Consider the following 13,149-nt stretch of genomic DNA (forward strand, 5'->3'; position numbering starts at 1 on the left):
GCTCGAGGAGCAGGGCCGGCTCCAGGACGCCATCGATGCCGCTGGCGCCTGGGACCTGGAGCGCAATCTGGAGATCGCCGCCGACGCCCTGCGCCTGCCGGCGTGGGACGCCCCCGTGGCCAACCTCTCCGGCGGCGAGCAGCGCCGGGTGGCGCTGTGCCGGCTGCTGCTGTCGGCGCCGGACATGCTGCTGCTGGACGAGCCCACCAACCACCTCGACGCGGAGTCCATCGCGTGGCTGCAGCGCTACCTGCAGGAGTACCCGGGGACGGTGGTGGCCGTGACCCACGATCGTTATTTTCTGGACAACGCGGCCGAGTGGATTCTGGAACTGGACCGCGGCCACGGTATTCCCTACAAGGGCAATTATTCGACCTGGCTGGAGCAGAAAGAAGCCCGCCTGGAGCAGGAACAGCGCACCGAAGACGCCCGCACCAAGGCCATGAAGAAGGAACTGGAGTGGGTGCGCCAGAACCCCAAGGGGCGCCAGGCCAAGAGCAAGGCGCGTCTGGCGCGCTTTGAAGAGCTGAGCGATGTCGACTACCAGAAGCGCAACGAAACCAACGAGATCTTCATTCCCGTGGCCGAGCGCCTGGGCAACGAAGTGTTTGAATTCAAGGGCGTCAGCAAATCCTATGGCGACCGCCTGCTGATCGACAACCTGAGTTTCCAGATTCCAGCCGGTGCCATCGTCGGCATCATCGGCCCCAACGGCGCCGGCAAGTCCACGCTGTTCAAGCTGATCAGCGGCAAGGAACAGCCCGACAGCGGCGAGGTCAAGATCGGCCAGACCGTGCGCATGGCCGTGGTGGACCAGAGCCGCGAAGATCTGGCGAACGAAAAGACGGTGTGGGAAGACATTTCGGGCGGTCTGGACATGATCACCGTGGGCAAGTTCCAGATGCCCAGCCGCGCCTACTGCGGTCGTTTCAACTTCTCGGGTGGCGACCAGCAAAAGCGCGTCGGCAACCTGTCGGGCGGTGAGCGCGGGCGTCTGCATTTGGCCAAAACCCTGGCCGAAGGCGGCAACGTGTTGTTGCTGGACGAGCCGTCGAACGATCTGGACGTGGAAACCCTGCGCGCGCTGGAAGACGCGTTGCTGGAGTTCGCCGGCTGCGCGCTGGTGATCAGCCACGATCGCTGGTTCCTGGACCGCATCGCCACCCACATCCTGGCCGCCGAAGGCGACAGCCAGTGGGTGTTTTTCAACGGCAACTACCAAGAGTACGAGGCCGACAAGAAGAAGCGCTTGGGCGAAGAGGGCGCCAAACCCAAACGTTTCCGTTACAAGGCGCTTAAATAAGGCACACCCCCGCGCTGCGCCTTGCGGCGTGTCACCCCCTCAAGGGGCAATGCCTGCGGGCCGGCAAACCCGGACCCGCGACGTTCTGCGATAACTTCCCATCTCTCGATATGCGTTTTCTCTCATGACCGACGAACAAGTCCTTGCCGACACCCGCCACTGGATCGAAACGGCGGTGATCGGGCTCAACCTGTGCCCGTTTGCGCGCTCTGTGTACCTGAACAAGCAGGTGCGCATGGTGGTGAGCCAGGCGCGGAATTTGGATGGTTTCCTGGACGATCTGGACCGGGAGCTGGACTTGCTGGTGAACACGCCGGCCGAGGAAATCGACACCAGCTTGCTGGTGCATCCGACCCTGTTCCCGGACTTTTTTGTGTTCAACGATTTTCAGAATGTGGTGGACGAGGTGTTGATCGAACACGATCTGGACGGCGTGATCCAGGTCGCCAGTTTCCACCCCTTGTTCCAGTTTGAAGGCAGCGAGGCCGACGACGTGACCAATGCCACGAACCGCTCGCCCTACGCCATGCTGCATCTTTTGCGCGAAGACAGCGTGGAGCGCGCGGTCGCGGCCTATGGCGACACCGACGCCATCGTGGAGGGCAACCTCAAGACCTTGCAGGCACTGGGCGCCGACGGTTTGAAAACTTTGCTGACAAAACCCTAGTACGGCCCTAATACGGGGTCTTTGCCCGGCACTTCCGATTTATGTTCGCGCGTGGCGTGCCGATAATTGCAGCATGTGAAACACAGTCGGTGAAGAAACAAACCTGAACATGGACCCCGGTCGCCCAGACTCTCCTTTTGACGCTTGCATGGCCCAAGCGCTGGTGCACGCGCGCGAGTGGGTGCCGCGCTGGCTGGCCCAGCTCTATGAGGCCTTGGCGCAGCGTGAAGCCCAGGCGGCCACCCTGCCCGAAAAACAGGTTTACACCAAGGCCCGCAAAACACTGCTCAACCACCGCACCCGCATCAGCACCGATTTTCTGCAGGCGCTGACGCGCTTGCTGCAACCGAACGATGCGAAAGCCTTGTTGGCGAATGCCGAGCTGGCTGGTGCAGCGCGGCCCGTGCCGGCGCGCAGTTTTGACCAGCTCGAGTTGATGGACCACGACCAGGTGCAAGAGTCGGTCGATATGGCGCGCTTGCAGCAGGTGGTGAAAATGGCGGCCGAAGAAGACCAGTTGGTGTTCAACGCCCGCTTGAGCCGGGCGCTGGGGTCGGACGTTGTGCGTGGCGAGATCAACCCGCTGCGGCCCGAACGGGTGCTGGCGGCCTTGGTCGAAGCCTTGGATGGTGTGGATGTGGAACCAGCGGTGCGCGCGCTCTGGCTCAATACCGGTGCCGTGTTGCTCGGTGTCGAATTGCAGCGGCTCTACCGCAGCCTGGCCGAGCTGTTGGGGCGCTGGGGTGTGGAGCTTGCAGGCTATGCGGTGGTACCCACGGTCCACGCACGCGCCACGCGCGCATCGGGCAACTCAGGCTGGAAAGACAGCGTGCCAGCGGCCGACGTGATCGGCAACGGCTCGCTGCTGAGTCTGGACGACCTGCACCGTTTGCTCAAAGGCAACCTGGAACAAGGCGGGCACAAGGTTTCCGACCAGGGAGTTTCGGGCTCGGGCAATGCCATGGTCAAAACACTGGCCACGCAAGTCGTCGACCTGCTGTTCAAGCGCGTCACCGAGCAGCCGCAACTGCTGGCATCGGTGCGCGAACAATTGATGGGCATGAAGCCCGCGCTGTCGCAGTTCGCGCTCAACGAACCGCGCTTTTTTGCCGAGCCGGACAACCTGGTGCGGCAGTTGCTGGATCGGATCACCGAACGTTGTGCGGCCTTCAGCTCCGAGCAAGACGCGGGTTTTTCCGTGTTTGCCGATCTGGTGCGCGATGTGGCGCGCACCATGCAGTCGTCCAGCACCGATCTGGCTTCGGTATTCCCCGAATTGTTGACACACTTGGAGGACAAACCCCCGCCCGGGCCGCTCAGCCCTTCACAGCAGACCCTGGTGCGCCTGGCACAAAGCGTGCGTTCGGTGGAGGCGATGGTGGCCGAGATGCGGGCCTTCAAAGATTTTGCGCGCTCCCCCGCGGTGGTCCAGCGGTTCTTGTGTGGCCCCTGGTCCCAGGTGGTGGTGCAGGCGCGTTTGAACGCGGGCGGGGAGGTGGCCGACATACCGCCCGAGGCACCCGCTTCGCGCTACATGGCCATACTGCCCGACCTGCTCTGGTCTACCCAGCTGGCTTTGGCGAGCCGCAACCGGCCCCGCCTGATCAAGCTGGTGCCCCGGGTGTTGCGCACCCTGCGCGAGGGCCTGGACGCTATCGACTACCCACGCGAGCAAGCCGAGACATTTTTCCACGCGCTGCTGGGTCTGCAAGACGCCGCGTACAAGAGCCTGATCGAGGAGCCGCCGGCCAGCGCCCGAAAGCCCGCCGCAGGACCGGCCCCTGAAGTCGACGGCATGACCGTGACCGAGGTGTTTGATGGCGATTTCGACGCCGAGTTTGGCACCGAGGAGGTGCAAGACACCCGCCCCGCGTTTTCCGATACCCAGCCCATGCCGCGCGACGAAGCGGAGTTGAAGGTCGAGACACCGCCGACAGACCCGGAGCTGGTGCTCGGCGCCTGGTTCGATCTGTGGCACGAAGACCAACTGCTGCGCTGCAAGCTCAGCCGGGTCAGCCCGCATGGCACCGTGTTTCTCTTCACCACCGGTCAGGGGCGCACCTTGTCGTTGACGCGGCACGGCGTGAGTTCTTTGCGGGCCCACGACCACCTGCGCCGGGTGCCCGACCCGGATCAGGAGCCCAGCCCGCAGGACGAAGCGGTGCGCCAGGCCTGGGCCGACAGTCTTCGTCTGGCCTGAGCCTGGCCTGAGCCTGGGCTGACCCTGGGCTGACCCTGGGCTGGCGCGGACTCAGGCCCGGCGCAGCAGCTTTTTGCGCACCAGGTGGATGTTGCCGCGCAAGGCGTACAGCTCGTCGGTGTAGGACAGCGGTACGCTGATTTTTTCCACCTTGGACTCCATCTCGTCGAGCTGCTCCAGCAAAGCGGCAACCGGCAGTTGCTCTCCAGTGCCGGAGGTTTCACCGCGCTGCTCGATGTCGCGCAGTTCGGCGTACCAGCGGAACACCCGCGAGCGGATGCGAAAGCTGTAGAGCGGCGGCACGATGCGCGACAGCGGCAGCGCCAGGGCGATGATCAAGCCCATGGCCAGCCACATGCGTTCCACCAGATTGGCGAGCCAGAACGGCAGGTAGCGCTGCAGAAAGGGCGGGCCGTTGCGGATGGCACGCACCGCTTCGGGCGAGACCATCACTTCGCTGTGTTCCAGGCTGGGGTATTCGCGCGCCCGGCTGAACCAGCCCGCGCCGCCGTGCAGGCCGGTGGCGGTCTGGGCGAACAGCTGCAGAATCGCCGGGTGGGTTTTGGCGCTGGACAACAAACTGGTGGTGGAGGCCACCAGGCGCATGTCGCGCGCCGGAATATTGGCCGCGAGATCGACCACACCTTGCGGCAAAGTCACCGGTGTGAGGTAGCCAAAGCGGCGCGAATAGGCCTCGCTCTGGGCAAAGTCCATCAGGCCGACCCCGGGTGTTTGCAGCAGCATCTGGACCATCAACGACTCGGGTGCCGACGCGAACACCAAAGCGTCGATCTCGCCGTTCAAAAAGGCCACGGTGGCCGGTGTCTGTTCCAGCTCGCTCAATTGGACCGTGCCCTTGTCGACCCGGTTCACGTCGAGCAAGGTGTTGAACAGGCGCGGCACGCCGCTGCCCGCCGTGCCCACGTTCACGCGCCAGTCTTTCAGCTCGGACAGGTGGGCCACCGTGGTGGTGTGCGTCAGCTTCTGGGCCGAGTCTTCGCGGTAGAACAACCACAAGGGCTCCACGAACAAGCTGCCCAGCGAGACGATGGACTCTTCGTCGTCGTAGCCAATATCGGCGCTGCCGCCTTGCACAAAGCCCAGGTCGGCTTTGCCGCTGCGTATCAGTTCGAGGTTGGCCGAAGAGCCTTCGGATGTCAGCAGTTCGACCGTGATGCCGTAGCGTGCCAGCGCTTCGGCGTAGCGTTTGCCAAATTCGTCGTAGGCGCTCTGGGCCGGGCCGGTGGCCAACACCACCCGCTTGGGCGGGTTGGGGTCCAGCCACCAGTAGGTGAGAGCCAGCAAGGCCAGCGTGAGCAGCACGAACGGCCCGATGGAGACCGCCAGATCGCGCAGGGAGAGCAGGGTGTAGCGGATGTTTTTGGGCATGGCCGATACATTAGCACGCGGCCAGACGCTTCGGCCCGGCATGCCCGCCCGGGTTCTGGGGCGCTATGCGGCGCCGAAGCGCAAGCAAAAGCGGGTGGCCGCGGGCGTGGACTCCACCGACACCGTGCCGCCGTGCGCTTCCATGATGGCGCGGGTGATGGCCAGGCCCAGGCCGGTGCCGTCCGTGTCCAGGTGGGCGCGGGACTTGTCGGTGCGGTAGAAGCGGTCGAAAAGGCGCGCCAAGTGCGCCGGGTCGATGGGGTTGCCCGTGTTCTCTATGCACAAGGTCGGTGTGCCGGCCGGTTCGCCGCCTGGGCAGGACAGCTGCACCCGCACCCGGCCGCCCTCAGCGGAATGCCGCAGCGCGTTTGACAACAGGTTGCTGATGGCCCGCCGGACCATGAGCCGATCCCCGGCCATATGGGCTTCGCCTTCCAGCACCAGGGTCACGTTTTTTTCATCGGCCACGGCATCGTAGAACTCGAACAAGGCCTGCACCTCGTCGCGCAAGGCAATCGGTTCGCGGTGGGGCAGGGCCAGACCATGTTCGGTTTTGGCCAGCAACAGCATGTCCGACACCATGCGCGCCAGCCGCTGAAATTCTTCGGCGTTGGAGGCCAGGATGTCGCGGTAGGCGGGTGCATCCCGTTGCTGGGCCAAAGAAACCTGGGTCTGGGTCAGCAGGTTGCTGATGGGGGTGCGCAGCTCGTGGGCCAGGTCGCTGGAAAATTCGGACAGGCGCTCAAAGTCTCGTTGCAGGCGCTCCAGCATGTCGTTGAGGCCCTGGGCCAATTCGGCCATTTCCACCGGCACGCTGTGCACCGGCATGCGCTCGCCACCGAGCTGGTGGGCCGTGACGCGCAGCGCGCGCTCCTTCATGTCGCGCAAAGGAGCCAGGCCACGGCGTGCCGCCCACCAGCCCAGCAGACCACTGGCCAGCGCGGCCAGCACCAGATACCCCGTCAGGCTGCGCCGCAGGTCGACCAGGAAATGTATGTGGTGGTGGGTATCGACCGCCAGCAACAAACGCGTGGCGTCCTGCGCCGCTGTGGTCTGCCCGGTTTCCTCGAGAAAGGGCGGTGTCGCCAGCTTGAGTTGCATGCCCCTCAGGGCCACGCCGTCGGCCGTCCAGTCGGTGGTGGACGGTGTTCCATCCGCCAAGGCCAGATGGGCAGGAAAGTCGGTGTCGTTGTAGGAAAAAACCAGCTTGCCCACGTGTTCCAGCCGCACATACAGGCCCGAATGGCTTTGCAGCAGCTCGCCCAGATGAAAGGCCAGTTGCTGCTGGCTGGCGCTGTTCGCCACGACCTGTTTCACCAGCTCGGCCTTGTCCCGCAGGGAGTCGCGGTCCAGCTCGACGAAATGCGCTTGCGTGGCCGCCATCACCATCGCGACCAGGCCGCACAGCACCGCCACCGACACGGTGGTGTACAGCAGAGTCAGGCGCGCCGTGAGCGTCAGGCGCCGGAACATGCACCGCTCTCCGGCATTTCCATCACGTAGCCCATGCCGCGCACGGTCTGGATCAGGCGCACGTCGAAGCCCTCGTCCACCTTGGCGCGCAAACGGCGCATGGCCACTTCGATCACGTTGGTGTCGCTGTCGAAGTTCATGTCCCAGACCTGCGAGGCGATCAGCGAGCGCGGCAACACCTCACCCTGGCGGCGCATCAACAATTCCAGCAGGCCAAATTCTTTGGCGGTCAGGTCGATGCGCCGGCCGGCACGCGTGACACGCCGGCGCAGCAGGTCCAGCTCCAGGTCGGCCAGATGCAGGGACGTGACTTCTTGCCCGGTCTTGCCGCGCCGCAGAACCACCCGCACCCGCGCCAGCAGTTCGGCAAATGAGAAAGGTTTGACGAGGTAGTCGTCGGCGCCCAGTTCCAGCCCCTTGACGCGGTCCTCCACTTGATCGCGTGCGGTCAGAAACAGCACCGGCATCTGGCGTCCCTGGTTGCGCAGGTTTTGCAACACTTGCCAGCCATTCATTCCGGGCAGCATGATGTCCAGAATCACCAGATCGTGCTGGCCTTCCAGCGCCAGGTGCAATCCGTCCGGGCCACTCGTCGCCAAGTCCACGACAAAGCCGGCCTCGCGCAGGCCCTGGCGCAGGTATTCGCCCGTTTTGGGCTCGTCTTCAACGATCAGGATATTCACAGCACGTAGTGTGCCCTGTGGCACGCGGGCGCAGAGAAAGATGACGGATTTGTAATGTGGCTGACAGGTCAGCGACGGACCAAGCCCTTCAGAATCGCGGCTGCTTGATCGGCATCAAAGGGAGCGCATTTGTGGTTTTTCGACATTTTCTGAAGATGCATGGGCGCGCGGTGGCGCTGGCCTGCGTGGTGGCGCCATTGGGCGCGTGGGCGCAGACGCCGCCTGCGCCCGCAGCGGTGGACTGGCGCAGCGCCAACGATGCGGTGGGCCAGTTCAAACGAGGCCATATCGACCTGTTCAAGTGGGAGCGGGCCAACCTGCCGCCCGAGCCGGTCGCTGCAGCCGAACCCGCAGGCCTGGCATTGCCCAGCGTTCAGGACGCGGTGCGCCTGGCCTGGCGTGCCCATCCGGACCTGGCCGAGGTGCAAAACCGTCTGGGCCGTGCGAATCTGGACCTGATCGCCGAAGGCCGTTGGGCCGAGATCGACATCGGTTTGCAGCGGCGGGTGGACGACATGGGCGAACTGCTAGAGGTGGCGGCCGAAGCCCGCAAGGCCTGGGTGGAGGCGGTGGCCGCCGCTCAAGTGGTGCGCTGGCGTCAGACGTCGATGGACAGCGCCGACGCCGCTCACGACCTGGGCCAGCGCATGGTCGGTGTCGGCAACTGGGGAGCGATGGAAGGCCGCCATGTGCAGCTGGCCCTGATTTCTGCGCGCATGGATCTGCGCCGCGCCCAGGTGGCGGCCGCCCAGTCGCAGCTGGCCTTGTTGCAAACCATGCGGCTGGCCAATGCACGTGCCCGCGTGCATCTGCCCGAGGCATTGACCGGTGTGCCCGCGCAGGCCATGGACACGCCCGCACTGGACGAACGCGTGAACCGCTTGCGGGCGCAACTGCCTGTTGCAGCCGCCGGATTCCTGAAGACTTCGGCAGGCATGGCTTATGAGGTGTACCGCACCAGCCATGCGCTTGCCTTGGACAGTGCGCAGGCCTTGGATCTGCGCAAGCGCAATTCGCAAGAGATCGGTCTGCAATACAACGGCATGCTGGCCAGCGTGTGGGATGTGTTGGGTGACGCCCGCGACGTGGCGCAGGCGCAGATCGATGCCATCGAGGCGCAACGCGACTTCTGGCTGGCCGAGACCGATTTGCAGTGGGTGTTGCAGGGCGGTGGTCCTGCCCGTTTGGTTTCGCTGGCGGGTGGTGGTGGCGAAGCCGCGGCCGCCGGTGGCCACTGAACGAACAAGGAAAGATGGATATGGATTTGTTGAATTCCCGACGCCAGTTTTTTGCAGGTGCTGCAGCGTCCGTGGCCGGTCTGGCCGTTTCCCGCACGGCGCTCGCCGGCTTGCCCGAGCCGGTGATACAGACCTCGGTCAACACCGCGCCTCCGCTGGTGCCGAAAACAGGGCGCCCTTACAACCCGGTGGTCACGCTGAACGGCTGGACCTTGCCCTGGCGCATGAACAACAACGTGAAAGAGTTCCATTTGGTGGCCGAGCCGGTGGTGCGTGAGGTGTCGCCCGGTTTCAAGGTCAATATGTGGGGCTACAACGGCCAGAGCCCGGGCCCCACCATCGAAGTGGTGGAGGGCGACCGCGTGCGCATATTCGTGACCAACAAATTGCCCGAGCACACGACGGTGCACTGGCACGGCCAGCGCCTGCCCAATGGCATGGATGGCGTGGGCGGCCTGAACCAGAAGGCGATTCCGGTGGGCAAGACCTACGTGTACGAATTCGTGGCGCGCCGCCCGGGCAGCTTCATGTACCACCCCCACGCCGACGAGATGACGCAGATGGCCATGGGCATGATGGGCATGTGGGTGACCCACCCCAAAGGCGCTCATCCGCACATCGCCGAGGTGGATCGCGACTTCTGTTTCATGCTCAACGCGTTCGACGTGAAGCCGGGCAGCAAGACGCCCATGGTCAACACCATGACCGACTTCAACATCTGGTGCTGGAACAGCCGCGTCTTCCCGGCCATCGATTCGCTCCATGTGCGGCTGAACGACAAGGTGCGTATCCGTGTGGGCAATCTCACCATGACCAACCACCCGATCCACCTGCATGGCCACGAGTTCCAGGTGACGGGCACCGATGGCGGACCGACCCAGCCCGGTTCGCGCTGGTGGGAGGTGACGACGGATGTGGCCGTGGGGCAGATGCGCCAGATCGAGTTGCTGGCCGATGAAGAGGGCGATTGGGCCTTTCATTGCCACAAGAGCCACCACACCATGAACGCCATGGGCCACGATGTGCCCACCATGATTGGTGTGGACCACCGCGGCCTGATCCGCAAGATCCAGAAGGTGGCGCCGGACTACATGGCGATGGGCGAGCGCGGCATGGCCGACATGGGCGAGATGGAAATGCAGATCCCCGACAACACCGCGCCCATGATGACCGGCACCGGCCAGTATGGTGCGCTGGAAATGGGCGGCATGTTCAACGTGTTCAAGGTGCGCAAAGACCAGAAACCCGGCGACTACAGCGACCCTGGCCCTTACCAGCATCCACCGGGCACGTCTGCGTACGAGTTCACTGGGGCTTTGCCCGAGCCGGCGCGCTTCCAGTCTGAAATACAGGCGGGCGGCAAGCCGGTGGTGGGGCTGAACAACCCCGCGCCCACCGTGCCCGAGAAGCCATCGTCGGCCAATGCTTCCGCGATCAAACCCAAGGGCCAGCACTAGGCCTCAGAACTTTCCCGGCTCTCCACACTCCACTCTTTCGACACAGGAACACACATGAAAAAATGGACACTCTCCATCTTGCTGGCGGCTTTGGCCACGGTCGCGGCTCCCGCCTGGGCGCATGGCGACGCGGGTCACGTACCCAAACCCAGCGCCATCAAAATGGAGCAAAAGCCCTGGGGCATTGCCGGTCAGCCCAAGGCCAGGCTTCGCACCATCGCCGTGCGCATGAGCGACGACATGCGCTTCACGCCCGACAAGATCGATGTCAAACAGGGTGAGACCATCCGCTTTGTGTTGACCAACGCCGGTCAGGTGATGCACGAATACGTGCTGGGCACCCAGCCGGTGCTGGAAGAGCACGCCGCGCTGATGAAGCGCTTCCCCAACATGGAACACGACGAGCCATACATGGCGCACGTGGCACCGGGTCAGAAGGGCGAGATCGTCTGGACTTTCAACCGTGCGGGCGATTTCGACTTTGCCTGCTTGCTGCCGGGCCACTACGAAGCCGGTATGGCGGGCAAGATCAAGGTCGTAGGACTGGCCAACTAAGGAAACCATCATGAACGCTTCCCACACCACAGCGCCCCCTGCTGTATCGCTCCCTCGGCGCCGCTTGGCATTGGGGCTGGCCACGGCTGCCCTCGCGCCAGGGTGGGCACTGGCGCAAAGCCGCGCACCCAAGCTTCCGGTGGTGCAGGTCTGGAAAGACCCCAACTGCGGATGCTGCAAGGACTGGGTCGCCCACCTGGTTGAGAACGGCTTCCCGACCAAGACCGTCGAAAGCGGCAATACCGCAGCACGTGCCCGTCTGGGCATGCCGGTGGTGCTGGGCTCTTGCCACACAGCGTTGGTCGACGGCTATGTGCTCGAAGGCCATGTCCCAGCCCGCGAAGTGCGCCGTCTGTTGAAAGAGCGTCCAAAGGCCCTGGGGCTTTCCGTGCCCCGCATGCCCGTCGGATCACCCGGTATGGACGGCCCGGCCTATGGTGGGCGCAAAGACGCCTTTGACGTGTTGCTGGTCGCCAAAGACGGCAGCACCACGGTGTACCAAACCTACGCTTGAAAGAAACCCCATGAAAAACCTCAATACCTTGATGCTCGCTGCGGTCTTAGCAGCCCCCGCCCTGTTCACCCTTCCCGCCGCTGCGCAATCTGCCGCTGCGCCAGAGAAGGGCGCGGTGGCGGCCCCTGCAGCCATGCCCAAGACGGAAGGCGAGATCAAGAAAGTCAGCAAAGAAACCGGCAAACTCACCATCAAGCATGGCGAGATCAAGAACCTGGACATGCCACCCATGACCATGGTCTTCAATGCCAAGGAACCCGCCATGCTGGATCAGGTGGCGGTGGGCGACAAGGTGCTGTTCACCGTGGTCGACGAAGGCGGCAAGATGGTCGTGACCGAAATTCGGCGCACCCCATAAGCTCAGGAGCCGCGAGCCCAGGCACCCCAGGTGCGGGTGTTCTCGTGCCGACGATGCGCCTATGTATGGGGGCCGAAAGTATCTCGCTCAGGAGCACTGCAGCGCCACGGCCTGAAGCGGCTGGGTCCAGCTGCTGTCGGTCACCACAAACACCACCCGTTGGCCGGCGTCCGCTGGCAGGGTGAGCGTTGCGTCGTGGGGCGCTGAAGCCGACCAGGGGCCGATGGTGCGGTACAGCTGGACCACGTGGTCGTTCAGCAGCCGCTCGCCCGCGTTTTCGCCACGCGTAACTTGCTGGCTCAGGCCATCGTGCAGCACGGCCCAATAGCCTGCCAATGTCGCATGCCCGGCACTGGCGTCGACGTGGGCGACGAGTGTGTCGCCGTTGCGCGTCACACGCAGCTTGGGCGCCTGTGCCCCAGCCAGCCGGGGCAGCTGAGCAGCACTCTGCCCCTGCCAGTTGCGGTGGTCCTGCCCATTCAGCACCACCTGGGGCGTGTAGACGTACTTGCCCTGGAGAGCCGCCTGGATGCGGCGCTGCCGGTCGGTGGTCTCGGGCGTGGCATAGGGGTCTTTCCAGCCCAGGTGGTTCCAGTAGTTCACATGGAACGACAGCGCGATCACCTGGCTCTGGCCTTTGAGCGTGGACAGCCATCGGTCGGCGGGTGGGCAGGAGCTGCAGCCCTGTGAGGTGTACAGCTCCACGACCGCAGGGGCTTGGGCCTGGGAGGTGGCCTGGCAGGTCTGGGCGTGCGCGAGAGGGGCGGCCAACAAGCCCAAGGCCAGGCCTGTCCAAGCGGGCCAGTTCCGAGGTGCGGGGGAACAGGACAATCGAGCCATATCAGGTCTCCTGAGGGAAGGAAACCATCGGTCGGTGTCGGCAGCGGATTCTTACAGCCGAACCTGCCAGGGCAGCAGGCAGGCGCCGGGCGGGTTTTGTATCAGGCCGTCGGCGTGGCCATGGAGGCTTGCGCTTGCCGCCGCGCTCTGTCCAGCCACATTTGTACGCTTTCGATCAGGTCGCGCTGGCTGAACGAACAACTCTCTTCAGTGAACGCGGCGCTGGATTCGATGCGGTTCAGCAGGTCGTGCAAGACCTCACCGTAGCGCCGGGGCAGGTGCGAGAGCGCACTGGCCAACTCGCGGGCGTGGTTCGAAAAATTCTGTCCATCCAGGTCGCCTTCGCGCAGTTGCTGCAAGGCGGTTTCCAGGGCAGTCAAGGGGTCGGGCGTCATGTTGGTCCTGTTCACTGGGCCCGTGTATCGCGGGAAGCGGGCTAGTGTACGTGTTATCGACCGGCGCCCCGCCGCAC

Annotated in this window: 13 protein-coding genes; 8 read left to right on the forward strand and 5 right to left on the reverse strand. The window is 64.3% G+C overall.

From position 1 onward, the window contains the following. The 3 genes from ettA to ABYB95_RS07310 all read left to right on the forward strand — a co-directional run. Window positions 1-1,303, forward strand: a 1,303-nt coding sequence (gene ettA, locus ABYB95_RS07300; RefSeq protein ID WP_372657818.1) for an energy-dependent translational throttle protein EttA, incomplete at its 5' end; no start/stop codon positions are given. A 124-nt stretch (window positions 1,304-1,427) separates the two neighbouring features. Next, on the forward strand, window positions 1,428-1,970 hold the full coding sequence (locus ABYB95_RS07305; protein ID WP_372657819.1) for a DUF1415 domain-containing protein: 543 nt from the start codon (window positions 1,428-1,430) through the stop codon (window positions 1,968-1,970). 109 nt (window positions 1,971-2,079) lie between these two features. Continuing rightward, complete coding sequence (locus ABYB95_RS07310; protein WP_372657820.1) at window positions 2,080-4,170, forward strand: DUF1631 family protein; 2,091 nt, start codon at window positions 2,080-2,082, stop codon at window positions 4,168-4,170. A gap of 51 nt (window positions 4,171-4,221) precedes the next feature. Here the strand turns inward: ABYB95_RS07310 and ABYB95_RS07315 are convergent, their stop codons facing one another. From ABYB95_RS07315 to ABYB95_RS07325, 3 genes are all read right to left on the reverse strand, one after another. Then, window positions 4,222-5,559, reverse strand: a complete 1,338-nt coding sequence (locus ABYB95_RS07315; protein ID WP_372657821.1) for a TAXI family TRAP transporter solute-binding subunit — start codon at window positions 5,557-5,559, stop codon at window positions 4,222-4,224. 63 nt (window positions 5,560-5,622) lie between these two features. Continuing rightward, the gene (locus tag ABYB95_RS07320) at window positions 5,623-7,032 is read right to left on the reverse strand and encodes a heavy metal sensor histidine kinase (protein WP_372657822.1); all 1,410 of its coding nucleotides are present in this window, start codon (window positions 7,030-7,032) and stop codon (window positions 5,623-5,625) included. Next, window positions 7,017-7,715, reverse strand: a complete 699-nt coding sequence (locus ABYB95_RS07325) for a heavy metal response regulator transcription factor (protein WP_372657823.1) — start codon at window positions 7,713-7,715, stop codon at window positions 7,017-7,019. The genes ABYB95_RS07320 and ABYB95_RS07325 overlap by 16 nt, the downstream gene beginning before the upstream one ends. A 131-nt stretch (window positions 7,716-7,846) precedes the next feature. On the opposite strand from ABYB95_RS07325, the gene ABYB95_RS07330 reads away from it, so the two are divergent. From ABYB95_RS07330 to ABYB95_RS07350, 5 genes are read left to right on the forward strand one after another with little or no spacing between them, the layout of a single operon-like run. Next, window positions 7,847-8,953, forward strand: a complete 1,107-nt coding sequence (locus ABYB95_RS07330) for a hypothetical protein (RefSeq protein WP_372657824.1) — start codon at window positions 7,847-7,849, stop codon at window positions 8,951-8,953. 29 nt (window positions 8,954-8,982) lie between these two features. After that, window positions 8,983-10,410 carry a multicopper oxidase family protein gene (locus ABYB95_RS07335; RefSeq protein ID WP_372657830.1) on the forward strand — a complete coding sequence of 476 codons (1,428 nt, stop codon included), beginning with the start codon at window positions 8,983-8,985 and terminating at the stop codon, window positions 10,408-10,410. Between the two features lie 54 nt (window positions 10,411-10,464). Continuing rightward, window positions 10,465-10,965: a plastocyanin/azurin family copper-binding protein gene (locus ABYB95_RS07340; protein WP_372657825.1), complete on the forward strand. Its 501-nt coding sequence runs from the start codon at window positions 10,465-10,467 to the stop codon at window positions 10,963-10,965. 10 nt (window positions 10,966-10,975) lie between these two features. Then, entirely contained in the window at window positions 10,976-11,479 is a 504-nt protein-coding gene (locus ABYB95_RS07345; protein ID WP_372657826.1) for a DUF411 domain-containing protein, read from the forward strand. 10 nt (window positions 11,480-11,489) lie between these two features. Then, window positions 11,490-11,837: a copper-binding protein gene (locus tag ABYB95_RS07350; protein WP_372657827.1), complete on the forward strand. Its 348-nt coding sequence runs from the start codon at window positions 11,490-11,492 to the stop codon at window positions 11,835-11,837. Between the two features lie 87 nt (window positions 11,838-11,924). Here ABYB95_RS07350 and ABYB95_RS07355 read toward each other — a convergent pair whose 3' ends face one another. Next, the gene (locus ABYB95_RS07355) at window positions 11,925-12,677 is read right to left on the reverse strand and encodes a DUF1223 domain-containing protein (protein WP_372657828.1); all 753 of its coding nucleotides are present in this window, start codon (window positions 12,675-12,677) and stop codon (window positions 11,925-11,927) included. A gap of 101 nt (window positions 12,678-12,778) precedes the next feature. Continuing rightward, the gene (locus tag ABYB95_RS07360) at window positions 12,779-13,072 is read right to left on the reverse strand and encodes a hypothetical protein (RefSeq protein ID WP_372657829.1); all 294 of its coding nucleotides are present in this window, start codon (window positions 13,070-13,072) and stop codon (window positions 12,779-12,781) included. Between the last annotated feature and the right edge of the window lie 77 nt (window positions 13,073-13,149).

The sequence above is a fragment of the Hydrogenophaga sp. genome, assembly GCF_041633695.1.
GTDB lineage: Bacteria > Pseudomonadota > Gammaproteobacteria > Burkholderiales > Burkholderiaceae_C > Hydrogenophaga.

What these genes read in the sequence shown, in the direction of transcription:
- ABYB95_RS07305 (WP_372657819.1), top strand. Translation starts at nt 1,428, where the DNA reads ATGACCGACGAACAAGTCCTTGCCGACACCCGCCACTGGATCGAAACG.
- ABYB95_RS07310 (WP_372657820.1), top strand. Translation starts at nt 2,080, where the DNA reads ATGGACCCCGGTCGCCCAGACTCTCCTTTTGACGCTTGCATGGCCCAA.
- ABYB95_RS07315 (WP_372657821.1), bottom strand. Translation starts at nt 5,559, where the DNA reads ATGCCCAAAAACATCCGCTACACCCTGCTCTCCCTGCGCGATCTGGCG.
- ABYB95_RS07320 (WP_372657822.1), bottom strand. Translation starts at nt 7,032, where the DNA reads ATGTTCCGGCGCCTGACGCTCACGGCGCGCCTGACTCTGCTGTACACC.
- ABYB95_RS07340 (WP_372657825.1), top strand. Translation starts at nt 10,465, where the DNA reads ATGAAAAAATGGACACTCTCCATCTTGCTGGCGGCTTTGGCCACGGTC.
- ABYB95_RS07345 (WP_372657826.1), top strand. Translation starts at nt 10,976, where the DNA reads ATGAACGCTTCCCACACCACAGCGCCCCCTGCTGTATCGCTCCCTCGG.
- ABYB95_RS07350 (WP_372657827.1), top strand. Translation starts at nt 11,490, where the DNA reads ATGAAAAACCTCAATACCTTGATGCTCGCTGCGGTCTTAGCAGCCCCC.
- ABYB95_RS07355 (WP_372657828.1), bottom strand. Translation starts at nt 12,677, where the DNA reads ATGGCTCGATTGTCCTGTTCCCCCGCACCTCGGAACTGGCCCGCTTGG.
- ABYB95_RS07360 (WP_372657829.1), bottom strand. Translation starts at nt 13,072, where the DNA reads ATGACGCCCGACCCCTTGACTGCCCTGGAAACCGCCTTGCAGCAACTG.